Here is a 26,707-nt window from a genome sequence, read left to right as displayed (position 1 = left end):
ATTGCGCCTCAGGCCAAGCCGCGGAGGCTGGCGTTCGGGGGCACGGACAGTGCGGCGGAGGGTGCAGGAGACAGTGCTCCCACTTCCTGCAGCAGCTGCGTTGCAAGATCTTTCTGTTCAAGCAGGCGCTTCCTGGCGGCAAGCACGCAGTCACGCCATCTCTGCAGACGCGCAGGGGTCAGGGAGGGGAGGGGGCCTGTCTGGAGTCCATTCCAGATGGCATGGAACTCCCGCAGATCATCGGGGGCATCGAGCCAATCCAGAAAGGCCTGCAGCTTGGCATGATGGGCGCGATCCTCCTGGGCATAGATGTGCCAGACGAAAGGGTGGCCAGCCCACAGGGCACGTACCAGCGAATCCTCTCCACGCACGCAGTTGAAGTCACAGGTCCACAGCAGGGCGTCGAACTGTCGCTGGGACATCCACGGCAGCAGCGCGATGGAGCAGGCACCGTAGGCAAGGGTCTGCAGGGGCTCAGGATTCTTGTCTGCCAGAAGGGGCCAGGTACAGCTCTGGACTGCCGTGCGTGCGCGACCTGCCGTGACCAGCAGCCGGCAGGGCATTGCAGAGAGCTGCTCCAGCCAGGAGGCGAGCGGCGGAGGCTCGTAGCAGAACAGGCTGACGGTGAGGCTGCCGGACGGCATGGGGGGCAGGGCGGGCAGAAAGGACAGGTGGCTGTGTTCGGCTGCCGGGTCTCTTGCCAGGAGGTTCGTTTCTCGCAGCAGCCCCCCGGTATCGGGTGTGAAACCGGGATAAAAGAAGCGCTTGTGCAATCCGGCAGCCGGCCCTTGCATGACAGGCGACTCCAGCCGATGAAAGCGCGAGGCGTAGCTTTCGGCCGTCAGGTATTCCAGGTTGATCCAGTGGCCGGCAGCCAGACCCTGCGCTGCCCGGAGGTGCTGCGCCTCGGCCCACCAACTCTCCACTCCCGTACCCAGGGCACAACCGAATGCTTCCACCAGCACATCGCCTGCATCTGCCACAGGGAGCGGCAAGGCAGAGGATTCCGCTGTCCAGCGGCACACGTTGATTCCGTGCGGTACCACGGGGGCCATCCAGTGCAGGTCTTCCGGATGGTCAACCCACAGGCGCACGCGCTGACCACGTTCTGCCAGATCGGCGCACAGGCGCCAGCACACGCCCAGGTCACCGTGGTTGTCGATGACGTTGCAGAATATGTCCCAGCGCAGGCGCAGGGGTGAAACAATCGAAGAAGGGGCTGGCGCTGTCATGGCGACCTATTGTGCTTGATTCCTCTGCAGCAGACAGCCTTCTAGAATGGGCGGCATGGTCACGCCTTCTGCACAACAGCCCTCTCAGCCATCGCCTCCCGGCGATGTTCCCGCACCAGTGGCATCCGTGCATCCACCGGAACTGCTGGCGCAGGTAGCCGCTCTGCCGTTGCTGCCCGGGGTGTATCGCTATTTCGATGCGGCAGGCCAGGTGCTGTATGTGGGCAAGGCCGTGAATCTGAAGCGGCGGGTGTCGAGCTATTTCCAGAAGGATCATGGCGGCACGCGCATCGGCTTCATGGTCAGCAAGATCGCTCGGCTGGAGGTGACGGTGGTGCGCTCGGAGGCTGAGGCACTGATCCTTGAAAACAACCTCATCAAGACACTCAAGCCCAAATACAACATCCTTTTCCGGGATGACAAGAGCTACCCCTACCTCAAGCTCACCGGTTCGGGGCAGACGGCCCGGTCACATTCGGCATCCGAAGGGCATCTACGGGCCACGGATTTCTCACGCATGGTGTATTACCGTGGTGCCACCGATCGCCGACACCGCTATTTCGGTCCGTATCCCAATTCCTGGGCTGTCAAGGAAACCATCCAGTTGCTGCAGAAGGTCTTTCGTCTGCGCACCTGCGAGGATTCCGTCTTCGGCAATCGCGTGCGCCCCTGTCTGCTCTATCAGATCAAGCGGTGCAGCGGTCCCTGTGTCGGCCTGATCGACGAGGAAACCTATGCCCGCGATGTGGCCCATGCCATCGAGTTTCTCGAAGGGGCCACCGATACCCTGCTGCAACAGTTGCAGGAACGCATGCAGGCCCATTCTGCACGCCTGGAATTCGAGCACGCAGGCGAGCTGCGCGATCAGATCGCCGCTCTGAGCAATGTTCTCCATCAGCAAGCGGTCGAGGACACACGGTCGGACAAGGATGCCGACATCCTGGCCGTCAGGGTGCAGGGCGGCAAGGCCTGTGTCAATCTGGCCATGGTGCGCGGAGGGCGTCATCTGGGCGACCATGCCTACTTTCCCTCGCAGCTCGACGATGCGGCACGGGTGCATCAGCCCGAACACGCCGCTGCGGGTGACGGGGATCGGGCGCAAGAGGACGCCCCGTCGCTGGAACAGCTCATTCTCGAGGCCTTCGTGGCCCAGCACTATCTGGGAACCGATATTCCACCCCTCCTGCTCACCAGTGTTCCCCTGGACAAGGGGCTGGCGGCAGCCTTGCAGAAGGAGGCAGGGCATCGCATTCAGCTGGTGCATCAGCCTCGTGAGCATCGGCGCGTATGGCTGCAGATGGCCGAACAGAATGCAGCCCTCCAGTTGACCAGACTCCTGGCAGAGGAAGGATCGCAGCAGGCGCGCACCCGGGCTCTGGTCGAAGCGCTTGAGCTTGACATCGACGACATGGACAGCCTGCACATCGAATGCTTTGACATTTCCCACACGGCAGGAGAGGCCACACAGGCCTCGTGCGTGGTCTTTGCGCAGCATGCCATGCAGCCAGCACAGTACCGCCGCTACACCATTCGGGACATCACCCCGGGCGACGACTATGCCGCCATGCGCCAGGTCCTTCAGCGCCGCTATGGAAAAATGGCGGAGCAGGGGCACGACACCGCGCTCTCCGTCACGCCGGACACCTCCGGGGCAGAGTCTGCAGGGAGTACGGCGCCGCGCTGGCCTGACATCGTGCTCATCGATGGGGGCAAGGGACAGGTCTCGGTCGCACGTGAAGTGTTCAGCGAACTGGGCATCAGTCTTTCCCGCATTGTCGGGGTCGAAAAGGGGGAGGGGCGCAAGGTAGGACTCGAAGAACTGGTGTTCGCGGATGGGCGCGAGAAAATCTGGCTGGGCCGTGATTCCGCTGCGCTGATGCTCGTGGCGCAGATTCGTGACGAGGCGCACCGATTTGCCATTACCGGCATGCGCGCCAAGCGTGCGCGCGTGCGCACGGGAGCCAGCCGTCTCGAAGATATTCCAGGCGTGGGGCCCAAGCGTCGTGCGCGGCTCCTGCAGCGTTTCGGCGGAGTGGCCGGCGTCTCGCGTGCCTCCGAGGAGGATCTGGCTACCGTCGAAGGCATCTCCCACGAGCTGGCGGGGCAGATCTATCGCGCATTGCACTGAGCTTCCGGGAGGGCCGCTGCGCGTCCCTTGCAAACCATGCCACAATACCCGACGAACATGCTCCGGATCGGAGCCGTTTCGTTTCAGTGATCTGCCATGTTTTTCACCATACCCACCATCCTCACCTGGACGCGGATCGCGGCCATACCGCTGCTGATGGGTGTCTTCTATCTGCCGATGGCACCGCATCTGCAGAATTTGGCGGCTGCGCTTCTTTTTGTGCTCTTTGCTATTACGGACTGGCTCGATGGGTTTCTTGCGCGTCGCCTGAACCAGACATCGGCGTTCGGCGCTTTCCTTGATCCAGTGGCCGACAAGTTTCTTGTCTGTGCCAGCATCCTCATGCTCGTGCATCTGCAGCGCGCCGATGTGTTTGCGGCCTTGATCATCATCGGCCGCGAAATCGCCATCACTGCCCTGCGCGAATGGATGGCACAGATCGGGGCCTCGCGCAGTGTGGCCGTGCACATGATCGGCAAGCTCAAGACCACGGTCCAGATGATCGCCATCCCTCTGCTCCTTTATGACGGACGTCTGCTTGGCGGAATGATCGATACCCATGCATGGGGAACCTGGCTGCTCTGGGTAGCTGTGGTGCTCACCGTCTGGTCCATGGTCTACTACATGCGCCGTGCAGTTCCCGAAATTCGTGCCCGTGCACATTGACCAGGACAGATCTGCAGCCTGTCCACTGGAGCCCGTGACGCCATGAACCCCCAACGCATTGCCGTCATTGCCGGAGATGGCATCGGCCAGGAAGTCATGCCCCAGGGGCTTCGAATTCTCAGAACGGCAGCAGTGCACCTGGGGGTATCCCTGCAGTTCGATATCTTCGACTTCGCCTGCTGGCCTTATTACGAGCGTCATGGCTGCATGCTGCCTCCTGACTGGAAGCAGCAGCTCTCTGGCTACGATGCGCTGTATTTCGGTGCGGTCGGGTGGCCCGACAAAATTCCGGACCACATCTCGCTCTGGGAGTCACTGCTTCTTTTCCGACGTGAATTCGACCAGTACATCAATCTGCGTCCAGCACGTCTCATGCCAGGCATTACGGCTCCCGTTGTGCGTCGCGATGGTACGCCGCGACAGCCCGGCGAGATCGACATGCTGATCGTGCGCGAAAACACCGAGGGCGAGTATTCGGCGATCGGTGGGCGCATGTTCGAGGGCACCGAGCGCGAGATGGTCATGCAGGAAACGGTCATGACCCGCGTGGGCGTCGATCGCGTGCTGCGATTTGCCTTCGAGCTGGCACAGTCACGCCCCCGTCGGCATCTCACCAGTGCCACCAAGTCCAATGGCATCGCCATCACCATGCCCTATTGGGATGAGCGTGTGGCAGCCATGGCAGGACAGTATCCGGACGTCGTCGTCGACAAGTTCCATATCGACATCCTGACAGCCCATTTCGTCCAGCGCCCCGAGTTCTTCGATGTCGTGGTGGCCAGCAACCTGTTCGGTGACATCCTGAGCGATCTGGGGCCGGCCTGTACGGGCACTATCGGCATCGCTCCGAGTGCCAACCTCAATCCTACGCGTCGCTACCCTTCACTCTTCGAGCCCGTGCACGGTTCTGCACCCGACATCGCCGGCAGAGGAGTGGCCAATCCCATTGGACAGATATGGGCTGGCGCCATGATGCTCGATTTCCTGGGGCATCGCCCCGCTCACGATGCCATTCTGCGAGCCATCGATGCGGTTCTGAAGGCGCGGCAACCAGGCTGTCTGACCCCGGATCTGGGCGGAACGGGGACCACGGAAAGTCTTGGCACCGCCATCGACCAGGCGCTGACGCACATCCTGTGCACTTCCGGCCGGACATAGCATCTCTCGCAACCTCTGCCGGGCGCCCATGCGATTGCTTTTACAATAGCTCTCCCATTCAGGAGCCGGCCTCTGATCGGCGCAGGCTGAACCCCTGCGCAGCAGGGCGCAAGCCTCCCGTGTTTTGACGGTATAGTATCTCCCTGTCAGAAAAAACGTTTACCAAATCTGGGGAATCGTCGTGAACAAAGCAGAACTGATTGAGCATATCGCCAAGGAGGCCGATCTGTCCAAGGCCACCGCCACGCGTGCGCTGGATGCCACACTGGAGGCAGTTCGCATTACCCTCAAAAAGGGGGGCGCCGTGTCTCTGGTGGGATTTGGCACCTTTGCGGTGGGCAAGCGCGCCGCACGCACAGGAAGAAACCCGCGCACCGGGGCTCAGATCAACATAAAGGCTGCTAGAATCCCCAGATTCCGCCCAGGCAAGGGTCTCAAAGACGCCCTTAACTGAGCCAGGATCACACAAGTGGGTGTTTAGCTCAGTTGGTAGAGCGGCGCCCTTACAAGGCGTAGGTCGGCGGTTCGACCCCGTCAACACCCACCACTTCATGGTCTGCGTCAAAGCCCGTACCCTTGGTTCGGGCTTTTTCGTTTTCGGTGCGCATGGAGTGCGCGGACCATGATCGCATGGCCATGGTGCGGTCGTCATCCTCTCGGCAGGACCGTGCAGGAAGCGGCACAATGACACCTTGATTCCTCCTCTTCGAAAGCATTCTTCCATGTTGGTTCTTGGCATCGAATCTTCCTGTGATGAAACTGGAGTGGCACTGGTCCAGACGCAGGCAGATGCAGACATTCCCTGCCTCCTTGCCCACGCCCTTCACAGTCAGATCGACATGCACCGTGCCTATGGAGGAGTGGTTCCCGAGCTCGCCAGCCGCGACCACATCCGCCGAGTCGTGCCTCTCGTGAGGCAGGTCATGGCAGCTGCAGGCCAGACACTGGAATCCGTGGACGTGGTTGCCTATACCCAGGGACCGGGGCTGGCTGGGGCGCTTCTTGTGGGTGCAGGAGCCGCCTGCAGTCTTGCGGCAGCCCTCGATCGGCCTGTGTGGGGTGTTCATCATCTCGAAGGCCATCTGCTCTCTCCCTTCCTCAGTGCAGATCCTCCAGAATTTCCATTCGTGGCTCTGCTGGTTTCCGGGGGGCATACCCAGCTGATGCATGTCGAGGGAGTAGGGCGTTACACCTTGCTCGGCGAAACCATTGACGATGCAGCGGGCGAGGCATTCGACAAGTCTGCCAAACTGCTGGGGCTTCCCTATCCAGGAGGGCCTGAACTGGGCCGATTGGCGGAGGCGGGCGACCCATCGGCCGTTGCCTTGCCTCGGCCGCTCCTGCACAGTGGCGATCTCGATTTTTCCTTTGCTGGACTCAAGACGGCTGTTCTGACCCAGGTCCGCAGGCATGCTCCTCTGTCCTCTCGGATGCGTGCAGACATCGCGGCCAGCACGCAGGCCGCCATCGTGGAAGTGTTGACGAAAAAGGCCATGGCTGCGCTTGCCCGCACGGGTATGAATCGCCTGGTCGTGGCGGGCGGAGTCGGTGCCAATGCCAGCCTGCGGGCGCAGCTTGGGGCTGCCTGCGCCGCCAAGGGAGTGCGTGTGCACTATCCCGAGCTGCATCTGTGTACCGATAATGGAGCCATGATCGCGCTGGCGGCCGCCATGCGGCTGCAGCGGGGGCTGGCGCAGCCTGCAAAAAACTATGCCTTCGACGTGCGCCCCCGCTGGGGGCTGGACATGGCGCCTGTTCTGCCGTGACCCAGGGAAGGTGCAGGGGCCATAGCCACCGCGGTGCACCGTTCTTGTTCTCCCTGTGTGGATCAGCTATACTCGCAAAGCTTTTGCATGCTTGTCATGCGGCACGTGCGCAAAAGTACACGCGTGGGCAATCCGGCCCATAGCGCAAGTCTGATGATTCCAAGGAAATTCCATGGTCGACAAAATCGCCGTTATCACCGATAACGCTCGCAGTGCCAACGATACTGGCAGTCCCGAAGTGCAAGTGGCCCTGCTGACCGCACGCATCAATGAACTGACGCCTCACTTCAAGCAGCATACCAAGGACCATCATGGTCGTCGCGGTCTTCTGCGCATGGTGAGCCGCCGTCGCAAGCTCCTCGACTACCTCAAGTCCAAGGATGCCGACCGCTATCTGGCACTCATCGCCAAACTGGGCCTGCGCAAGTAAGCGCAATCCGGCAAGAGACGCCTGAGAGATGTCCATCCCTCAGGCGTTTTGTTTTTTCAGGGGTTCTTTGTCAGCTCGAAGCTGTGTCATTCCATGGATGCATCGACAACCGATCGGCATCGATGGAATGGCATCGTGTGCTGCAGGGTGCTCCTTTGTTTCAGGAGAAAACCATGTCCATCTTCAATAAAGTCACCAAAACTTTCCAGTGGGGGCAACATACCGTCACCCTCGAGACCGGTGAAATTGCCCGTCAGGCCAGCGGGGCCGTGCTGGTCAACATCGATGACACCGTCGTGCTCGCCACGGTGGTCGGCTCCAAGAACGCCAAGCCGGGTCAGGATTTCTTTCCCCTGACCGTCGACTACATCGAAAAGACCTATGCGGCAGGCAAGATTCCGGGCAGCTTCTTCAAGCGCGAAGCCAAGCCCAGCGAACTCGAAACGCTCACGAGCCGTCTCATCGACCGCCCGATCCGTCCGCTGTTTCCCGAGGGTTTTTACAACGAAGTGCATGTGGTGGTCCACACGGTGTCTCTCAATCCTGAAGTGGATGCCGACATCGCAGCCCTGATCGGGGTGAGTGCAGCGCTCGCCATTTCCGGCATTCCCTTCAACGGCCCCATCGGTGCAGCGCGCGTCGGTTACATCAACGGCGAATATGTGCTCAACCCTGGACAGACGCAGCGCAAGAACAGCAAGCTCGACCTCGTGGTGGCAGGCACCGAAACCGCCGTGCTGATGGTGGAATCCGAGGCGCAGCAACTTTCCGAAGATGTCATGCTGGGTGCTGTCGTGTTCGGGCATGAGCAAGGCAAGATTGCTATCAATGCCATCCATGAACTCGTGCGCGAAGCCGGCAAGCCCATGTGGGACTGGCAGCCCGAAGCCAAGAACGAGGCATTCATTGCAAAGGTCAATGCCCTGGCTTCCGACAAGGTGCATGCGGCTTACCAGATCCGCAGCAAGCAGGCACGAACCCAGGCTCTGCGTGAAGCCTATGCGGCCGTCAAGGCAGACCTGACAGCCGAAGGCGTGGCTTTCGACGAGGTCAAGGTCGACAACCTGCTGTTCGAGCTGGAAGCCCGCATCGTGCGCGGCCAGATCCTGGCCGGTGAGCCCCGCATCGATGGCCGCGACACACGTACCGTGCGCCCCATCGAAATCCGCAGCAGCGTGCTGCCGCGCACCCATGGCTCCGCCCTGTTTACCCGTGGTGAAACCCAGGCACTGGTCGTGACCACACTCGGCACCGAGCGTGATGCACAGCGCATCGATGCCCTGGCAGGCGAATACGAAGACCGCTTCCTCTTCCACTACAACATGCCTCCCTTCGCCACGGGCGAAGTGGGGCGCATGGGCAGCACCAAGCGCCGCGAAATCGGTCATGGCCGTCTGGCCAAGCGCGCCCTGCTGGCATGTCTGCCCAGCAAGGACGAGTTTCCCTACACCATCCGCGTGGTGTCGGAAATCACCGAATCCAACGGGTCTTCCTCCATGGCGTCCGTGTGCGGTGGTTGTCTGAGCCTGCTGGATGCAGGGGTTCCCATGAAGGCACACGTGGCAGGCATCGCCATGGGGCTGATCAAGGAAGACAACCGCTTTGCCGTCCTGACCGATATCCTGGGCGATGAAGATCACCTGGGTGACATGGACTTCAAGGTAGCTGGTACCACCGATGGTGTCACGGCTCTGCAGATGGACATCAAGATCCAGGGCATCACCAAGGAAATCATGCAGGTGGCACTGGCCCAGGCCAAGGAAGCGCGCATGCACATCCTGGGCAAGATGCAGGCTGCCATGGGGGAGGCACGTTCCGAAGTGTCCGAATTTGCGCCTCGTCTGTACACCCTCAAGATCAATCCTGAAAAGATTCGTGACGTCATCGGCAAGGGTGGAGCAACCATTCGCCAGCTGACCGAAGAAACCGGAACCCAGATCGACATTGCGGAAGATGGCACCATCACCATCGCCAGCACCGACACCGCCCGGGCCGAAGAGGCCAAGCGTCGCATCGAGCAGATCACTGCCGAAGTCGAGGTGGGCAAGGTCTACGAAGGTCCCGTGGTCAAGATCCTGGATTTCGGTGCGCTGGTCAATGTACTGCCTGGCAAGGATGGCCTGCTCCATATCAGCCAGATCGCGCATGAGCGCGTGGAAAAGGTCAGTGACTATCTGCACGAAGGGCAGGTGGTGCGTGTCAAGGCGCTCGAAACCGACGACAAGGGGCGCATCAAGCTGTCCATGAAGGCGCTTCTGGAGCGTCCCGAGGGCAGCGGTCGTTCCGAACGCGGAGATCGCGGAGACCGCTTCGATCGTGGCAACGGCAACGGTGGGGCTCGCCATGCAGGCGAGCAGCAGCCTCAGCAACCCCAATCCTGATGCAATCGGAGCACACGCCATGATGAAGGCCATTGCCATTCGTGAATACGGTGCTCCTGATGTGTTGCAACTCGTGGACCTTCCCATCCCCGTCCCCGGGGAAGGGGAGGTGCTCATTCGGGTGGCGGCATCTGGCGTGAACCGTCCCGATGTGTTGCAGCGCAAAGGGCGTTATCCCGTCCCTCCAGGGGCTTCCGATCTGCCAGGTCTGGAAGTCGCAGGCGAGATCGTGGCAGGCGACAAGGCTGCCATGCAATCGGCTGAGATAGCCATGGGAGATCAGGTGTGTGCCCTGGTGGCTGGAGGTGGGTACGCGCAATACTGCGTAGCCCCTGCGGCTCAGTGCCTGCCCGTGCCGAAAGGGCTGGACATGATCCAGGCGGCGAGTCTTCCGGAAACCTTCTTCACCGTTTGGAGCAATGTCTTCGATCGTGGCCATCTTGAGGCGGGGGAGACACTGCTCGTTCAGGGAGGCACCAGCGGTATTGGTGTCACAGCCATCCAGATGGCCAAGGCGATGGGCGCGCAAGTCATTGCGACTGCCGGCAGTGACGACAAATGCCATGCCTGCCTGGAATTGGGTGCCGACGCAGCCATCAATTACAAGACACAGGATTTTTCTCAGGAAGTCCGTACCTTGACTCAAGGAGCGGGTGTCGATGTGATTCTGGACATGGTGGCTGGAGCCTATGTGGCTCGCGAAGTCGACTGTCTGGCAGAAGACGGCCGTCTGGTCATCATCGCCATTCAGGGAGGAACGCAGGCTGATTTCAATGCAGCCAAGGTGCTCATGCGCCGCCTCACCATCACGGGCTCCACGCTCAGGCCGCGCTCGGTGGAATTCAAGCGTGCCATTGCACATCGTCTGCGAGAAACGGTGTGGCCGCTCATCGAATGCGGTGCCATCAAGCCGACGGTGTTTGCCACTTTCCCTGCTGCAGAGGCTGCAGCGGCACATGCCCTCATGGAATCAAACCGACATATCGGAAAAATCGTATTGACGTGGTAACAAGAGAGAACACAGCGACATGAAAAAACTCATTGCCGGCAATTGGAAGATGAACGGGAGCCTTTCGGCCAACGAACAGCTGGTTCGTGAACTGTGCGCAGGAGTGGGCAATCCTTCCTGTGACGTGGCCATCTGCGTGCCATCTCCATATCTGTCTCAGGTGCAGGGGCTTCTCGGGGGGCAGTCTGTCATCGCGCTGGGAGCTCAGAATGTTTCGTCACATGAATCAGGGGCCTATACCGGTGATGTCTCAGCTGCCATGCTTCGAGACTTCGGGGTGCGCTACGCCATCGTGGGGCACAGCGAGCGCCGTCAGCATCAGGCTGAAACCGATACCCATGTCGCCATCAAGGCGCAGCGAGCCCTCACTGCCGGCATCACTCCGATCGTCTGTGTGGGTGAAAGCCTGGCAGAGAAGGAAGAGGGCATGACCGACTTCGTCGTCAAGCGCCAGCTGTCTGCCGTCATTCATCTCCTGGGACGTTGCATCAGTGAGGTCGTCGTGGCCTACGAGCCCATCTGGGCCATAGGCACAGGCAAGACTGCGACTCCCGAGCAAGCGCAGAAGGTGCATGCCATCCTTCGTGCCCAGCTGCGTGCAGCGACTGACCGGGCTGACCGCATCCGCCTTCTGTATGGTGGCAGCATGAATCCCGCCAATGCGGCAGAACTCCTGGCACAGCCAGACATCGACGGTGGTCTGATCGGCGGTGCTTCACTCAAGTCGGCAGATTTTCTCGCGATTGTGCGTGCCGCAGAGTAAAATTCGCTTCATCAATCGGCCCTCGCGCGCAGCGCAGGGCCTTGTTCATTTCCAGATTCTTCTATGCATTTCCTTCTCAACATCCTGTTGGTGATCCAGATCCTTTCCGCATTGGCGATGATCGGTCTCATTCTCATGCAGCACGGCAAAGGTGCAGACATGGGAGCCGCGTTTGGAAGTGGCGCATCCGGGAGCCTGTTCGGCGCCAGCGGTAGTGCCAACTTTCTGTCCCGATCCACGGCGGTCTTGGCGACAATCTTCTTTGTAGTTACTCTTGTGCTGGCCTATTTTGGTAATTTGCGAGGCGGTGCAGCTGGCGGCAGTGTGCTCAGTGGCCTGCCCGCCGCGGCACAGTCCGCATCTGCTCCGGTACCCGCTCCTGTGGCATCGCAGGTCCAGCCAGGCAGTCTCGTACCGGGAATGAGTCCTGCTTCCGCCGAAAAAGCGGACGCTTCTTTGGTACAATCACGCACCAGCAGCAAGCCTGCTGCGTCAGCCTCGCGCTGATTGCCGCACATGCAGATGTGATGTAAAAAAATCACATCAAGACTCAAAGAAGTCAAATATGCGGTTATACTTTATGGCTGATCCAGATAAGCCATAAAGTTTTCACTCTGGTGCAAACTTGCCGTCGTGGTGGAATTGGTAGACACGCTATCTTGAGGGGGTAGTGGCGAAAGCTGTGCGAGTTCGAGTCTCGCCGACGGCACCAGGATTCAATATTGGCTTCACGCCAGAATGGCTGTGCAAAATGGATCTCTCTCAATATCTCCCGGTACTTCTTTTTATCGTCGTTGGCCTTGTTGCAGGGGGCGTGACGTTGGGGCTGGGGTCTGCATTGGGTCCGCATCGACCCGATCCTGCAAAAAACTCTCCATACGAGTGCGGTTTTGAGGCATTCGAAGATGCGCGCATGAAATTTGATGTGCGTTACTATCTGGTTGCCATCCTATTCATTCTTTTTGATCTTGAGGTTGCGTTCCTCTTTCCGTGGGCTGCTGCGCTCAAGGAATTGGGTCCGACGGCGTTCTGGGCGGCCATGGTGTTCCTGGGGATCTTGCTCGTGGGCTTCGTCTACGAGTGGAAAAAGGGTGCTCTCAACTGGGAATGACGAAAGCCTGTGGCGTGCTCTCGTGTCGAGGCGTGAGAAGTGGGCCGCAAGTTTTTAGGAGACTTGCATGTCGCTAGAAGGTGTTTTCAAAGAAGGGTTCATCACCACCAGCTATGACGCGGTGGCGAACTGGGCCAAGACTGGGTCGATTTGGCCGATGACCTTTGGTCTTGCGTGTTGTGCGGTGGAAATGATGCATGCTGCCGCTGCACGCTATGACATCGCTCGATTTGGTTCCGAGGTATTTCGTGCCTCTCCACGCCAATCCGATTTGATGATCGTGGCGGGTACTCTGTGCAACAAAATGGCGCCTGCCTTGCGCAAGGTGTATGACCAGATGGCTGAGCCGCGTTGGGTTCTTTCCATGGGTTCCTGTGCCAATGGCGGTGGGTACTATCACTACAGTTATTCTGTGGTGCGTGGTTGTGATCGGGTGGTTCCTGTGGATGTGTACGTTCCAGGGTGTCCTCCTACGGCGGAGGCGTTGATCTACGGTATTCTTCAGTTGCAGCAGAAGATCCGTCGCACCAACACAATTGCTCGTGTCTGAAGGGGAGATCATGGCCGATTATGCAGTCGATATCGAAGCTCTGGCTGGTGTGCTCAAGAAGACGTTGGCGTCTTCTGCAGTCGAGTCTTTTCATCAGGAGCATGGGGAGCTGACGATCGAGGTCAATGCCTCGCATTATCTTGAGGTGTGCCGCGTATTGCGTGACGCGCAGGGTCTTCAGTTCGAGATTCTGGTTGATCTGTGTGGGGTTGACTACTCTGAATATCGTCAGGAAGTGCGGGAATCTCGTCGGTTCTGCGTGGTACTTCATCTGCTTTCCATCAGTCTCAATCAGCGTCTTCGTGTCAAGGTCTATGCGCAGGATGATGCGATGCCCCTTGTTTCTTCTGTGGTGGATGTCTGGAGCGCTGCCAATTGGTTCGAGCGCGAGGCGTTCGACCTTTTTGGTATTGTTTTTGAGGGGCATCCGGATTTGCGGCGTATCCTGACGGATTATGGATTCATCGGTCATCCTTTCCGTAAGGATTTTCCGCTTTCTGGATATGTGGAAATGCGGTATGACCCTGAGCAGAAGCGCGTTGTCTACCAACCTGTTTCCATTGAGCCTCGTGAAATCACGCCTCGCATCATCCGTGAGGACAACTACGGCGGCCTCCATTGAGGTGTGAGGGGAGCTAGTATGGCTGAGATTAAGAATTACACATTGAATTTCGGACCGCAGCACCCGGCGGCACATGGTGTGTTGCGTCTGGTGCTGGAGCTGGATGGGGAAGTGGTGCAGCGTGCAGATCCGCATATCGGTCTTCTGCATCGTGCTACCGAAAAGCTTGCCGAAAACAAGACCTTTCTGCAAACCCTCCCCTACATGGATCGTCTCGATTACGTCTCCATGATGTGCAATGAGCACGCTTATTGTCTTGCGGTAGAGAAGTTGCTTGGAGTTGAGGTGCCCCTCAGGGCTCAGTACATCCGGGTGATGTTCTCCGAGATCACCAGGCTGCTCAACCATTTGATGTGGCTCGGTTCGCACGGCAATGATTGTGGCAGTTCGACAATTCTCATCTATACCTTCCGGGAACGCGAAGACCTGCTTGATATGTATGAAGCAGTATCGGGCGCGCGCATGCATGCCGCATATTTTCGCCCAGGTGGGGTGTATCGTGATTTGCCGGACAGTATGTCCAAGCTTGCGCCCAGCAAGGTACGGAGCAATCAGGCACTGCAGAAATTCAATGCCGCCCGTGAAGGGAGCCTGCTTGATTTCATTGAGGATTTCACTGCTCGTTTCCCCAAGTGCGTGGATGAGTATGAGACTCTGCTGACCGACAATCGCATTTGGAAGCAGCGTACTGTGGGTATTGGTGTCGTGAGCGCCGAGCGTGCCATGAATCTGGGCATGACAGGGCCCATGCTTCGTGGATCCGGTGTGGCATGGGATCTGCGCAAGAAACAGCCGTATGACGCCTATGCACAGGTGGATTTCGATATTCCAGTCGGTGTGACGGGGGATAGCTATGACCGGTATCTGGTCCGTGTGCAGGAAATGCGTGAGTCCAATCGCATCATCAAGCAGTGCGTGGATTGGCTGCGTGCTCATCCTGGCCCTGTGATTACCGAAAATCACAAGATTGCTCCTCCGTCGCGAACCGACATGAAGAGCAATATGGAGGATTTGATCCATCACTTCAAGCTCTTCTCCGAAGGGTTCCATGTTCCCGAGGGCGAGGCCTACGCCGCAGTGGAGCATCCAAAGGGTGAATTCGGGATCTATCTCGTGAGTGATGGTGCCAACAAGCCCTATCGCATGAAAATCCGTCCACCGGGATATGTTCATCTTTCCGCTTTCGATGAGCTTACGCGTGGGCATATGCTGGCAGATGCCGTGGCCATCATCGGTACGTTGGATATCGTGTTTGGAGAAATTGATAGATGATTTCCGAAACTATCAAGAATCGCTTTGCCCAGGAAGTGAGCAAGTATCCGCCGGACCAAAAGCAATCTGCAGTCATGGGGTGTCTTGCCATCGTCCAGCAGGAGTTGGGTCACGTGTCTCCGGAAAGCGAGGCCGAAGTGGCCTCTTATTTGGACATGCCTTGCATGGCGGTTCATGAGGTCACGACGTTCTACAACATGTACAACCAGCGTCCTGTTGGTAAGTACAAGTTCAATGTGTGTACCAATCTTCCGTGTCAGCTGCGAGATGGGGGCAAGGCACTCAAGCACCTTGAGGACACGCTGGGCATCAAGGATGGAGAAACCACTCCCGATGGAATGTTCACCCTGCAGCATTGCGAATGTCTGGGTGCCTGTGCGGATGCACCGGTAATGCTGGTCAATGATCGCTCCATGTGCAGCTTCATGTCTGCCGAGCGGCTTTCGGCACTGGTGGAAGAACTCAAGCAGTCGGAGGCCAAGTAATGTCGGTGCAAGAAGTACTGTCTCGATTTGCCGCCTCCGGTGCGGATACCTGTTTCCATGGACGTCATATTGATCCTCAGATCTATAAGGATCTGGATGGTCGGAACTGGCATCTGCAGGATTACATCCAGCGCGGCGGATATCAGGCCCTGCGCAAGGTATTGGGCATGGACGGCGGCGAAGGAATGACTCAAGATCAGGTGATTTCCACCGTCAAAGAGTCTTCGCTGCGCGGACGTGGTGGTGCCGGTTTTCCCACTGGACTGAAGTGGAGTTTCATGCCACGTCAGTTTCCTGGGCAGAAATACCTCGTGTGCAATTCCGATGAAGGTGAGCCAGGTACCTGCAAGGATCGCGATATCCTCATGTACAACCCGCACATCGTGATCGAAGGCATGGCGATTGCTGCTTTTGCGATGGGGATCGGAGTAGGGTACAACTACATCCACGGGGAAATTTTTCAGGTTTACGATCGTTTCGAGGAAGCTCTTCGTGAGGCACGCGAAGCAGGCTATTTGGGACAGAATATCCTGGGCAGTACCTTCAACTTCCAGCTGCATGCCCATCATGGATTTGGTGCCTACATCTGCGGAGAGGAAACGGCCCTGCTGGAATCCCTGGAAGGCAAAAAGGGGCAGCCGCGATTCAAGCCGCCTTTCCCAGCCAGTTTTGGTTTGTACGGGAAGCCCACTACCATCAACAATACTGAGACATTTGCAGCTGTACCGTGGATCATCCGTCACGGTGGTCAAGCTTATCTGGAGTGTGGCAAGCCCAATAATGGCGGTACCAAGATCTACTCCGTTTCGGGTGATGTCAATCTGCCGGGGAACTATGAGGTTCCTATGGGAACCCCCTTTTCGAAACTGCTCGATCTTGCAGGTGGGGTACGTACAGGGCGCAAGCTAAAGGCTGTCATTCCTGGTGGGTCTTCCGCGCCCGTGTTGCCGGCTGATGTGATCATGGATTGCACCATGGACTATGACTCCATTTCCAAGGCCGGATCGATGCTGGGATCGGGCGCTGTGATCGTGATGGATGACAGCCGGTGCATGGTCAAATCGCTGCAGCGGCTCTCCTACTTCTATATGCACGAATCCTGTGGGCAGTGCACGCCATGTCGTGAGGGAACTGGTTGGCTATGGCGCGTCGTGGACCGTATTGAAAACGGTCTGGGTCGTCAGGAAGATCTGGAATTGCTGGACTCTGTCGCCTCCAATATTCAGGGGCGGACGATCTGTGCGCTGGGGGATGCGGCGGCTATGCCTGTGCGTGGAATGCTTAAGCATTTCCGTGATGAATTCGCATATCACGTGGAACATAAGCACTGCATGGTGCCGACCTATATTTGACGAGTGAATATCCATGGTTGAAATTGAACTCGATGGTAAAAAGGTAGAAGTCAAAGAAGGCAGCATGGTCATGCATGCGGCTGAACAGGCAGGTACCTATATTCCGCATTTCTGTTATCACAAGAAGCTGAGCATCGCTGCCAACTGTCGTATGTGTCTGGTGGATGTGGAGAAGATGCCCAAGGCAGTTCCGGCATGCGCCACACCAGTAGCACAAGGCATGATTGTTCGCACCAAGAGCGACAAGGCCATCAAGGCTCAGAAGGCTGTGATGGAGTTTCTCTTGATCAACCATCCCTTGGATTGCCCAATTTGCGACCAGGGGGGCGAATGTCAGCTGCAGGATCTGGCGGTTGGATACGGTGGCAACGGCTCTCGTTATCAAGAGGAAAAGCGTGTCGTTCGAGCCAAGGATGTGGGTCCTTTGATTTCCATGGCGGAAATGAGCCGCTGCATTCAGTGCACGCGATGTGTGCGGTTTGGCCAGGAAATTGCGGGTCAGATGGAACTCGGCATGAGTCATCGTGGCGAGCATTCTGAGATCGAGACTTTCGTGGGCGCCACGGTGGATTCCGAACTCTCAGGCAATATGATTGACATCTGTCCTGTCGGTGCACTTACCAGCAAGCCTTTTCGGTATCATGCAAGGACATGGGAGCTGGGACGCCGTCGTTCGGTCAGCCCGCATGATTCTACTGGGGCAAATCTGATCATTCAGGTCAAGAATAATCAGGTCATGCGCGTAGTTCCCTTCGAAAATGAAGCAGTGAATGAATGCTGGATTGCCGATCGTGATCGTTTCAGCTATGAATCCTTGAATTCTTCGGAACGCCTCACTTCGCCCATGATCAAGCAAGGAGGCGAATGGCATGAGGTGGATTGGCAGACTGCGCTTGAATACGTAGCCAATGGAATGAAACACATTCAAGAGGAGCATACAGGGCGTGGTCTGGGGGCACTCTTGAGTCCTCACAGCACGCTGGAAGAGCTCGCTCTCGCGACACGTCTTTTGCGTCAGATGGGAAGCGATAACATCGACACCCGATTGCGTTGTGCGGATTTTTCTGATCAGCATGGCAAGATTCGCTGGCTGGGTATGCCTATCGCTGCGCTCAACGGTCTGGATCGGGTATTGATTGTAGGCAGCCATCTTCGCAAGGACCATCCCTTGCTGGCACAGCGGATTCGTCAGGCGGCCCGTCATGGTGCACAGATCATGGCGTTGAACGAGGAGCGTTTCGACTGGGCCATGCCTATGCATGCGAGCCTGGAAGCTCCTGCCGTTCAATGGACATTGGCCTTGGCTGGTATTGCTGCTGCCGTGGCTTCGGAGCGCGGCATCCAACCACCTGTGGAAGCAGAATTCGGGCTGGAAGCCACAGATATTGCTCGTGCCCTTCTCAATGGGGCGAACAAGGCTGTTCTTCTCGGGAATGCCGCAGTTCATCATGAACAGGCCTCTGCGCTGCACGCACTCGCGCAATGGATTGCGAAGGAAACAGGTGCAACGCTAGGTTTCCTTGGAGAAGCGTCCAATACGGTGGGTGCCCAACTGGTACGAGCCCAGCCTGTGGCCGACGGGCTGAACGCAGCAGAAATGCTGCAGGGACAAGTGAAGGGGCTTCTGCTTCTTCACACAGAGCCTGAATTCGACAGTGTCTTGGGAGCTCGGGCAGCGCAACAGCTCGAAAACGTCGACATGGTTGTCACCATGAGCCCTTTCAAGTCCAACATGGCTTTCAGCGATGTGCTGTTGCCAGTGAGCCCATTTACCGAAACCTCTGGTAGTTTTGTAAATACCGAAGGGCGTGTGCAGGGATTCCATGCTGTCGTCAAACCGGCAGGTGAAACGCGTCCTGCTTGGAAAGTCTTGCGCGTACTTGGCAACATGCTGAATCTTTCAGGATTTGACATGGAGTCGAGCCACGCTGTACTGACATCCATCGACGGCGTGCGAGATGACCATGAAGGAGTTGTGGATCATCTGCTGGACAATGCCACTGATGCAACCATCACCGTGAATCAGGCGCAGGCAGCTCCAGTGGTGGCATCCATTTATCAGCTTGACGGGATCGTGCGTCGTGCACCTTCACTGCAGGCAACAGCAGATGCGCGTGCTGCTCGGCAGCATCAAGGAGGCAACGCATGATCGATGCCATTTTTTCGGCTGGACAAGGGTTGGTGCAGGCCAACTGGTGGATGACGCTCGCATGGCCAGTGCTGTGGGCACTGATCAAGATTGTTGTAGTGGTGTTGCCATTGCTGATCTGCGTGGCTTATCTCACTTACTGGGAGCGTCGTCTTCTGGGGTTCATGCAGGTTCGTCTTGGACCCAATCGGGTGGGCCCTGCAGGGTTGTTTCAGCCATTCGCGGATGCGCTCAAGCTGCTCACCAAGGAAGTACTGCGACCCGATCGCGCAAATACAGCCATCTACTACCTGGGCCCGATCATTGCCTTCATGCCCGCACTGGCGGCTTGGGTAGTGGTTCCCTTCGGCCCTGAGATGGCATTGTCCAACATCAATGCGGGCCTGCTGCTGCTGATGGCCATCACTTCTGTCGAAGTCTATGGCGTCATCATGGCCGGCTGGGCTTCCAATTCCAAGTATCCTTTCCTGGGGGCGCTGAGAGCATCTGCACAGATGGTGTCTTATGAGATAGCCATGGGATTCTGTTTGCTCATTGTGCTAATGATCAGTGGGAGCATGAACCTCAGTGACATCGTCATGTCTCAGTCGAAAGGTATTTTCGCTGACAAGGGCGTGAATCTGCTTTCATGGAACTGGCTGCCCTTGCTTCCAGTCTTCTTGGTGTATCTGATTTCCGGCGTGGCAGAAACCAATCGACATCCGTTCGATGTGGTCGAAGGCGAGGCAGAAATTGTGGCTGGTCACATGGTGGAGTATTCGGGCATGGGATTTGCCATTTTCTTCCTGGGTGAATATGCCAACATGCTCCTCTTTTCCAGCTTGGCAGCAGTTATGTTCCTGGGAGGCTGGCTTCCACCCTTCCAGTTTCTCGGGTTCATTCCTGGGTGGATATGGCTGGGGCTGAAAATTTTTGTTGTGGTGAGCATGTTCATCTGGATCCGGGCAACGTTCCCTCGCTATCGCTACGATCAGATCATGCGATTGGGCTGGAAGGTTTTCATTCCTGTCACGCTGGTGTGGCTGGTGCTCATCGGTCTGTGGATGCAATCTGCATGGAACGTCTGGAAATGAGCGGGGGAGTGAAATGTCTGCAGTCATGAACAAGTCGCAATCAGGCTTTTCCATCAAGGATTTTCTACACAGTTTCATGCTTGTGGAACTGTTCAAGGGTATGGCTTTGACAGGTCGATATGCCCTCAAGGGAAAGTTCACTATTCAGTACCCAGAAGAAAAAACTCCTCTGAGTCCTCGCTTCCGGGGATTGCATGCGCTTCGCCGTTATGAAAATGGGGAAGAGCGCTGCATTGCCTGCAAGCTGTGCGAAGCCGTGTGTCCTGCCATGGCCATCACCATTGAATCTGCGCAGCGCGAGGATGGCTCGCGACGTACGACACGGTACGACATTGATTTGACGAAATGCATTTTCTGCGGATTCTGTGAGGAAAGCTGTCCCGTCGATTCGATCGTAGAGACAAATATCTTCGAATATCACGGGGAAAAACGAGGCGATCTTTATTTCACCAAGGAAATGCTCCTTGCCGTTGGTGACAAGTACGAAACTCAGATTGCTGCCAACAAGGCAGCGGATGCACCCTATCGGTGATCAGTCATACATTGGAATCGAATAATCATGGATGTCACCTCTGTGCTTTTCTACGTGTTTGCCGCGGTGCTGCTTTTTGCTGCATTTCGTGTCATCACGGTCCGCAATCCCGTATATGCCGCTCTTTATCTGGTTCTGGCCTTTTTCCAGGCGTCAGGAATCTGGATGCTGCTTCAGGCGGAGTTTCTCTCCATCACACTCGTTGTCGTGTACGTTGGGGCCGTTATGGTTCTATTCCTCTTCGTCGTCATGATGCTCGACATCAATGTCGATGCCTTGAGAAGCAAGTTCTGGACACATTTTCCCTTTGCTGCACTGGTGGGAGTGATCATTATTGCGGAGATGGCGGCTGTTCTCTTGGGCAATTTCCATGAAACTGTGCCGAACCCGATGCGGGGCGCGGATGGCATGCCGCTTCCGCCTGGAGCATCGAATACCAAAGAGCTGGGGAGGCTGTTGTTTACCCAATATCTCTTGCCCGTGGAAGGGGCTGCTGTTCTGTTGCTTGTTGCGATGGTGGCTGCCATTGCCCTTACGCTTCGTAAACGCAAGGATAGCAAGTATCAGTCGCCTGGAGAACAGGTGCGTGTGCGTGCCTCGGATCGCGTACGCATTCTGAAAATGGATGTGACTCTGCCTGCACCTTCTCATGCCAAGCAGTCTGATGCAGTCGTTGAGGAGAAAAAAGCATGACATTGACAGTGGGACATTACCTGACGGTAGGCGGCATTCTGTTCGCCCTGTCTGTGGTTGGCATCTTCCTGAATCGCAAGAATCTGATTGTGCTGTTGATGGCAATTGAACTGATGTTGCTTGCTGTAAACATCAACTTCGTGACTTTCTCCCATTTTTGGGGGGATCTCAGTGGGCAAATCTTCGTATTCTTCATACTGACAGTGGCTGCGGCAGAGTCGGCCATTGGCCTTGCCATCTTGATACTTGTTTTCCGCAATGACAAACAGCACATCAGCGCAGACGTGCTCAATTCACTGAAGGGGTGATACTCATGAATTCCAGCCTTTCTTTGAATATGCTGCTTATCGTGCCGTTGGCCCCTTTGGTCATGTCGATTCTGGTCGGGGTTTTCGGAACGGCGTTGGGAGGCAATATACTTGGGCGTAAGGCATCCCAAATCCTTGCTATTTCTGGGGTTTTTATCTCCTTTGTTGTGTCTGTTCTGGTATTCAAACAGACGCTGGCAGGAGCTACCTTCAATCAGACCATCTACGAATGGATGAACATTGGTGGTCTGAAGATGGAGGTGGGTTTCATGGTCGACAACCTCACGGCCATGATGATGTGTGTGGTGACATTCGTGTCCCTGATGGTGCACATCTACACGGTGGGTTACATGGAGGATGACGACGGCTATGATCGTTTCTTTTCCTACATTTCCCTGTTTACCTTCTCTATGCTCATGCTGGTCATGAGCAACAATTTTCTGCAGCTGTTCTTTGGCTGGGAAGCGGTAGGCTTGGTGTCCTATCTGCTGATCGGATTCTGGTTCAAGAGGCCGACGGCAATTTTCGCCAATCTCAAGGCTTTTTTGGTAAACCGAGTAGGAGATTTTGGATTCATTCTCGGTATCGGTCTGATCTTGGCTTACACAGGTACATTCAACTACACTGAATTTTTTGCCAAGGTCAATACTTTGGCAGTTCAGACATATCCAGGCGTTGGATGGAATGTGGCGACCATGGCTGCCATTTGTCTTTTCATCGGTGCAATGGGAAAGTCGGCACAGTTTCCTTTGCACATCTGGCTGCCGGATTCCATGGAAGGCCCCACTCCCATTTCGGCACTGATCCACGCAGCCACCATGGTGACGGCAGGTATTTTCATGGTGACGCGCATGTCGCCTCTTTATGAGTTGAGTGATACAGCCCTCAACTTTGTATTGGTCATTGGCGCCATTACCGCCTTCTTCATGGGACTTCTGGGAATTATCCAGAACGATATCAAGCGCGTGGTGGCGTATTCAACTCTGTCGCAGTTGGGGTACATGACCATGGCATTGGGTGTTTCAGCCTATCCGGTGGCAGTGTTTCATCTGATGACGCATGCCTTCTTCAAAGCGCTTCTTTTCTTGGGCGCTGGCTCGGTAATCATGGGTGTCCATCACAACCAGGATATGCGCTGGATGGGAGGACTGCGCAAATACATGCCTATCACTTGGATCACTTCTCTGATTGGTTCACTTGCATTGATCGGGACTCCGTTCTTTGCTGGCTTCTATTCGAAGGAAAGCATCATCGAGGCAGTACACATGAGCACTTTGCCTGCCGCAGGTATTGCCTACTGGGCGGCACTTCTGAGTGTATTCGTGACAGCGCTCTACAGTTTTCGGATGTATTTCCTGGTTTTTCATGGGCCGGAACGGTATGACCTCAATCCAGAGGCGCATCATGGGCATGATGCGCATGCTCATGGGCATTCTTCCAAGCCTCATGAGTCGCCATGGGTGGTCACGTTGCCTCTGATTTTGCTGGCGATTCCTTCTGTCGTTGTGGGCTATGTCGCAATTCAGCCTCTTCTGTTCGGACATTTCTTCGATGGCATCGCGCAGATCAATCTGCATCAGCACCCTGTCATGGAGCATCTCGGGGAAGAGTTCCATGGTGCCTGGGCCATGGGCATCCATGCAGTGACCACCATTCCTTTCTGGCTCACAGTGGCAGGGGTGGGAGTCGCGTATTACCTCTATATTCTCGACAATGCGATGGCAGCGCGTCTCAAGACCCTGTTCTCGCCCTTTGTCACCATTCTGGAAAACAAGTACTACCTTGACTGGATCAACGAGAACATCATTGCGCGCGGTGCCCGCCTGCTTGGTACTGGATTCTGGAAGGTGGGGGACCAGACCTTGATCGATGGATTGGTGGTCAATGGTTCCTGGAAAGTGGTGGGAGGCATTGCTGCTGTGGTGCGCAAGCTCCAGACCGGTTATGTCTATCACTATGCGCTCCTCATGATCATGGGCGTGCTGGCTCTGATGACCTGGTTCGTCTGGCTTGGCAAATAAGGAGAAAGAACAAAATGGGATTGTTAAGCCTATCGATCTGGATGCCCATCGTCATCGGCTCCATCCTGCTCGCGTTCGGCGCCGATCGCTACAAGAGCATGGTGCGTTGGCTGGCGCTCTTGGGGTCTCTGGCCAGTTTAGCGGTCACTGTTCCGCTCTATACAGGATTCCGCCTGCACACTGCAGCCATGCAGTTCGTGGAAAACAATCCATGGATTCCACGCTTCAACATCAATTACCACCTTGGGGTGGATGGCATTTCGCTGTGGTTCGTACTGTTGACGGCTTTCATTACCGTGATTGTCGTGATTGCCGGCTGGAAGGTCATTACCAGCCGTGTCAATCAGTACATGGGCGCTTTTCTCATCCTGAGTGGATTGATGATCGGTGTCTTTGCATCACTGGATGCCATGTTGTTCTATGTGTTCTTCGAGGCTACCCTGATCCCGATGTATCTCATCATCGGAATTTGGGGTGGGCCGAACCGCATCTACGCAGCCTTCAAGTTTTTTCTCTATACCCTGGCAGGCTCGCTTCTGATGCTGGTTGCACTGGTGTATCTGTTCAATGTTTCCGGCGGCAGCTTTGACATTCAGCTCTGGCAGAGCATGCCGCTGGGGGCACGTGCCCAGACTCTGCTTTTCTTTGCTTTCTTTGCTGCTTTTGCCGTGAAGGTGCCCATGTGGCCTGTGCATACTTGGTTGCCCGATGTGCACGTCGAAGCTCCTACCGGAGGCTCCGTGGTGCTGGCAGCCATCATGCTCAAGCTGGGTGCCTATGGCTTTCTGCGTTTTTCGCTGCCCATCGCACCTGATGCAGCGCACCAATGGGCGTGGCTCATGATTGCCTTCTCACTGGTGGCAGTGATCTATGTGGGCCTGGTGGCCATGGTGCAGCGCGACATGAAGAAGCTGGTTGCCTATTCTTCCGTGGCGCACATGGGGTTTGTGACACTGGGCTTCTTCATATTCAATGATCTGGGTATCGCAGGGGGCATCGTGCAGATGATTTCTCACGGTTTGGTATCTGCTGCCATGTTTCTGTGCATTGGGGTGCTTTACGATCGTGTGCATTCCCGTGAAATCGCAGCCTATGGCGGCGTGATCAATACCATGCCGAAATTTGCCGCCTTCGCGCTGCTGTTTTCCATGGCCAACTGCGGTTTGCCGGCAACCTCGGGGTTTGTGGGTGAATGGATGGTGATTCTGGCTGCTACGCAGGCTGGTTTCTGGCTCGGGGTTATGGCAGCATCTGCCTTGGTGCTCGGTGCAGCCTATTCGCTCTGGATGTACAAGCGTGTGTATCTGGGCCCTGTCGCAAATGACAATGTGCGCAAGTTGATGGATATCACTCCTCGGGAATTCTTGATGCTGACGCTGCTGGCATTAGGGGTGTTGTGGATGGGGCTCGATCCCAAGCCGGTCACTGATGTCATGGATGCGTCGGTCACTCAGCTGCTGCAGCATGTCGCACAATCCAAATTGCAATAAGAGAACGCACCATGATTGATAACCTGAGCTGGGTCGCCATTTTCCCGGAGTTGATTCTGCTGGTCATGGCCTGTGCCATCACGCTGGCAGATCTCTCGGTCCATAGCACCAAGCGGACATTCACTTATGTATTCACGTTGCTGACACTCTTCGTGGTGGCTGTATCACAAGGGTTGTATGCGCTGAATGGGTTCACGATCTATGGCTTCGGCAACATGATCGTCAGCGATCCCATGGGAAATTGGCTCAAATGCTTTGCTGCACTGGCCATGATGGTTACCATGATCTATGGCCGTCCCTATTCGGTGGCGCGAGATATGCTGTCGCGTGGCGGGGAGCTGTTCACTCTCAGTCTGTTCAGTCTGCTCGGCATCTTCATGATGATTTCCGGCAATCATTTTCTTGTGATCTATCTGGGCCTCGAACTCTTGACTCTTTCCAGCTATGCGTTGGTTGCTCTGCGCCGTGATCACAAGCAGTCTACGGAAGCAGGCATGAAGTACTTTGTGCTGGGTGCATTGGCTTCCGGTTTCATGCTTTACGGCATGTCGATGATCTATGGCGCAACTGGAACCCTGCAGATCAATCAGATTCAGCAGATCGTTGCAACCGGTATGGCCAAATGGCAGATTCTGATGCTTGGACTGGTGTTTCTGGTGTCAGGGCTGGCTTTCAAGCTGGGGGCTGCTCCATTCCATGCGTGGCTGCCTGATGTGTATGAAGGGGCTCCGACCTCTGTGACGCTGATTGTGGCAAGTGCGCCCAAACTGGCGGCGTTTGCCATCATGGTGCGCCTCCTGGTAGAAGGATTGATGCCGCTGGCTGTTCAATGGCAGCAGATGATGGCCGTGTTGGCCATTGCATCTCTGTTGATCGGTAACCTTGCAGCCATCATGCAGACCAATCTCAAGCGCATGCTTGCATATTCCACCATTTCGCAGGTGGGATTCGTGCTGTTGGCTTTCGTCTCTGGATACAGCAATGGAAATTTCAATCTCGTCGTCGATGCCTATTCGGCTGGCATGTTCTATATCGTCACCTACGTCCTGACCACCCTGGTCAACTTTGGTGTGATCATGCTCCTGTCGTATGAGGGGTTCGAGTGCGAGAACATTCAGGATCTTTCCGGACTGAATCAATCTCGCCCGCTGTACGCAGGTGTGATGGCTGTGAGTCTCCTGTCCTTGGCTGGTGTGCCTCCGATGGTAGGGTTCTATGCCAAGCTGACAGTGCTGCAAGTTCTGGTGGCTTCCGGACAGACATTCCAGATTGGACTTGCCATTTTTGCGGTGCTCATGTCCCTGATTGGTGCGTTCTATTATCTCCGCGTCATCAAGGTCATGTACTTTGATGCCCCGAATCCCCAATTGCCAAAGGAATTGCATGCAGGACTGGATGTTCGTGCCGTACTGTCCATCAATGGCGCGTTGGTGCTGCTGTTTGGATTGATGCCGGCAGGGTTGATGGCTATCTGTGCATTTGCCATCCATCGCATGCTCAATGCCTGAAATTCTCA

The 26,707-nt window shown here is 56.4% G+C and carries 25 protein-coding genes and 2 tRNA genes; 26 read left to right on the top strand and 1 reads right to left on the bottom strand.

Annotated features, from left to right (window positions below):
* Window positions 1-8: 8 nt before the first annotated feature.
* A complete protein-coding gene (gene earP / locus ACE3P9_RS00980) occupies window positions 9-1,232 on the bottom strand; it encodes an elongation factor P maturation arginine rhamnosyltransferase EarP (RefSeq protein WP_374491048.1) in 1,224 nt (407 codons plus the stop codon).
* Between the two features lie 118 nt (window positions 1,233-1,350).
* Between earP and uvrC the strand changes: the two genes are divergently transcribed.
* From uvrC to nuoN, 26 genes are all read left to right on the top strand, one after another.
* A complete protein-coding gene (gene uvrC, locus ACE3P9_RS00975) occupies window positions 1,351-3,360 on the top strand; it encodes an excinuclease ABC subunit UvrC (protein ID WP_374491646.1) in 2,010 nt (669 codons plus the stop codon).
* A gap of 96 nt (window positions 3,361-3,456) precedes the next feature.
* A complete protein-coding gene (gene pgsA / locus ACE3P9_RS00970) occupies window positions 3,457-4,026 on the top strand; it encodes a CDP-diacylglycerol--glycerol-3-phosphate 3-phosphatidyltransferase (RefSeq protein WP_374491046.1) in 570 nt (189 codons plus the stop codon).
* Window positions 4,027-4,068: 42 nt separating this feature from the next.
* On the top strand, window positions 4,069-5,184 hold the full coding sequence (locus tag ACE3P9_RS00965; protein ID WP_374491044.1) for a tartrate dehydrogenase: 1,116 nt from the start codon (window positions 4,069-4,071) through the stop codon (window positions 5,182-5,184).
* A gap of 181 nt (window positions 5,185-5,365) precedes the next feature.
* Window positions 5,366-5,638 (top strand): HU family DNA-binding protein, encoded by a 273-nt coding sequence (locus ACE3P9_RS00960; RefSeq protein WP_374491042.1) that lies wholly within the window; start codon window positions 5,366-5,368, stop codon window positions 5,636-5,638.
* 17 nt (window positions 5,639-5,655) lie between these two features.
* A tRNA-Val gene (locus ACE3P9_RS00955) sits at window positions 5,656-5,731 on the top strand.
* Between the two features lie 175 nt (window positions 5,732-5,906).
* Window positions 5,907-6,950 carry a tRNA (adenosine(37)-N6)-threonylcarbamoyltransferase complex transferase subunit TsaD gene (gene tsaD / locus ACE3P9_RS00950; RefSeq protein WP_374491040.1) on the top strand — a complete coding sequence of 348 codons (1,044 nt, stop codon included), beginning with the start codon at window positions 5,907-5,909 and terminating at the stop codon, window positions 6,948-6,950.
* A 172-nt stretch (window positions 6,951-7,122) separates the two neighbouring features.
* Window positions 7,123-7,380, top strand: coding sequence for a 30S ribosomal protein S15 (rpsO, locus tag ACE3P9_RS00945; protein WP_374491038.1), 258 nt, complete (start codon window positions 7,123-7,125; stop codon window positions 7,378-7,380).
* A 173-nt stretch (window positions 7,381-7,553) separates the two neighbouring features.
* Complete coding sequence (pnp, locus tag ACE3P9_RS00940) at window positions 7,554-9,761, top strand: polyribonucleotide nucleotidyltransferase (protein ID WP_374491036.1); 2,208 nt, start codon at window positions 7,554-7,556, stop codon at window positions 9,759-9,761.
* 22 nt (window positions 9,762-9,783) lie between these two features.
* Window positions 9,784-10,770, top strand: a complete 987-nt coding sequence (locus tag ACE3P9_RS00935; RefSeq protein WP_374491644.1) for an NAD(P)H-quinone oxidoreductase — start codon at window positions 9,784-9,786, stop codon at window positions 10,768-10,770.
* A 19-nt stretch (window positions 10,771-10,789) separates the two neighbouring features.
* Window positions 10,790-11,533: a triose-phosphate isomerase gene (gene tpiA / locus ACE3P9_RS00930; RefSeq protein WP_374491034.1), complete on the top strand. Its 744-nt coding sequence runs from the start codon at window positions 10,790-10,792 to the stop codon at window positions 11,531-11,533.
* Between the two features lie 63 nt (window positions 11,534-11,596).
* Complete coding sequence (secG, locus tag ACE3P9_RS00925) at window positions 11,597-12,040, top strand: preprotein translocase subunit SecG (RefSeq protein ID WP_374491032.1); 444 nt, start codon at window positions 11,597-11,599, stop codon at window positions 12,038-12,040.
* Between the two features lie 120 nt (window positions 12,041-12,160).
* Window positions 12,161-12,245 (top strand) — tRNA-Leu (locus ACE3P9_RS00920).
* A gap of 39 nt (window positions 12,246-12,284) precedes the next feature.
* The gene (locus ACE3P9_RS00915; RefSeq protein ID WP_374491030.1) at window positions 12,285-12,644 is read left to right on the top strand and encodes an NADH-quinone oxidoreductase subunit A; all 360 of its coding nucleotides are present in this window, start codon (window positions 12,285-12,287) and stop codon (window positions 12,642-12,644) included.
* A 67-nt stretch (window positions 12,645-12,711) separates the two neighbouring features.
* Window positions 12,712-13,194, top strand: coding sequence for an NADH-quinone oxidoreductase subunit B family protein (locus ACE3P9_RS00910; protein WP_374491028.1), 483 nt, complete (start codon window positions 12,712-12,714; stop codon window positions 13,192-13,194).
* Between the two features lie 10 nt (window positions 13,195-13,204).
* Window positions 13,205-13,816 carry an NADH-quinone oxidoreductase subunit C gene (locus ACE3P9_RS00905; protein WP_374491026.1) on the top strand — a complete coding sequence of 204 codons (612 nt, stop codon included), beginning with the start codon at window positions 13,205-13,207 and terminating at the stop codon, window positions 13,814-13,816.
* Window positions 13,817-13,834: 18 nt separating this feature from the next.
* Window positions 13,835-15,088, top strand: a complete 1,254-nt coding sequence (locus ACE3P9_RS00900; protein ID WP_374491024.1) for an NADH-quinone oxidoreductase subunit D — start codon at window positions 13,835-13,837, stop codon at window positions 15,086-15,088.
* On the top strand, window positions 15,085-15,573 hold the full coding sequence (gene nuoE, locus ACE3P9_RS00895) for an NADH-quinone oxidoreductase subunit NuoE (protein WP_374491022.1): 489 nt from the start codon (window positions 15,085-15,087) through the stop codon (window positions 15,571-15,573). The genes ACE3P9_RS00900 and nuoE overlap by 4 nt, the downstream gene beginning before the upstream one ends.
* Complete coding sequence (nuoF, locus tag ACE3P9_RS00890; RefSeq protein ID WP_374491020.1) at window positions 15,573-16,925, top strand: NADH-quinone oxidoreductase subunit NuoF; 1,353 nt, start codon at window positions 15,573-15,575, stop codon at window positions 16,923-16,925. The genes nuoE and nuoF overlap by 1 nt, the downstream gene beginning before the upstream one ends.
* A gap of 13 nt (window positions 16,926-16,938) precedes the next feature.
* Window positions 16,939-19,074: an NADH-quinone oxidoreductase subunit NuoG gene (gene nuoG / locus ACE3P9_RS00885; protein ID WP_374491018.1), complete on the top strand. Its 2,136-nt coding sequence runs from the start codon at window positions 16,939-16,941 to the stop codon at window positions 19,072-19,074.
* Window positions 19,071-20,147 carry an NADH-quinone oxidoreductase subunit NuoH gene (gene nuoH, locus ACE3P9_RS00880; RefSeq protein ID WP_374491016.1) on the top strand — a complete coding sequence of 359 codons (1,077 nt, stop codon included), beginning with the start codon at window positions 19,071-19,073 and terminating at the stop codon, window positions 20,145-20,147. The genes nuoG and nuoH overlap by 4 nt, the downstream gene beginning before the upstream one ends.
* Window positions 20,148-20,160: 13 nt before the next feature.
* Entirely contained in the window at window positions 20,161-20,679 is a 519-nt protein-coding gene (nuoI, locus tag ACE3P9_RS00875; protein ID WP_374491014.1) for an NADH-quinone oxidoreductase subunit NuoI, read from the top strand.
* Window positions 20,680-20,706: 27 nt separating this feature from the next.
* Complete coding sequence (locus ACE3P9_RS00870; RefSeq protein ID WP_374491012.1) at window positions 20,707-21,372, top strand: NADH-quinone oxidoreductase subunit J; 666 nt, start codon at window positions 20,707-20,709, stop codon at window positions 21,370-21,372.
* Complete coding sequence (gene nuoK / locus ACE3P9_RS00865) at window positions 21,369-21,680, top strand: NADH-quinone oxidoreductase subunit NuoK (protein WP_374491010.1); 312 nt, start codon at window positions 21,369-21,371, stop codon at window positions 21,678-21,680. The genes ACE3P9_RS00870 and nuoK overlap by 4 nt, the downstream gene beginning before the upstream one ends.
* Before the next feature lie 5 nt (window positions 21,681-21,685).
* A complete protein-coding gene (nuoL, locus tag ACE3P9_RS00860; protein ID WP_374491008.1) occupies window positions 21,686-23,701 on the top strand; it encodes an NADH-quinone oxidoreductase subunit L in 2,016 nt (671 codons plus the stop codon).
* 14 nt (window positions 23,702-23,715) lie between these two features.
* Window positions 23,716-25,191, top strand: a complete 1,476-nt coding sequence (locus ACE3P9_RS00855) for an NADH-quinone oxidoreductase subunit M (protein ID WP_374491006.1) — start codon at window positions 23,716-23,718, stop codon at window positions 25,189-25,191.
* Window positions 25,192-25,202: 11 nt separating this feature from the next.
* Window positions 25,203-26,699 (top strand): NADH-quinone oxidoreductase subunit NuoN, encoded by a 1,497-nt coding sequence (gene nuoN / locus ACE3P9_RS00850; RefSeq protein WP_374491004.1) that lies wholly within the window; start codon window positions 25,203-25,205, stop codon window positions 26,697-26,699.
* The last annotated feature ends 8 nt before the right edge of the window (window positions 26,700-26,707 follow it).

It is taken from the genome of Allobrachymonas sp. (genome assembly GCF_041912815.1).
Taxonomy (GTDB): Bacteria; Pseudomonadota; Gammaproteobacteria; order Burkholderiales; family Burkholderiaceae_C; genus Brachymonas.
The sequence above is the reverse complement of the archived record's forward strand: the minus strand, read 5'-3'. Positions and strand labels throughout refer to the sequence as shown.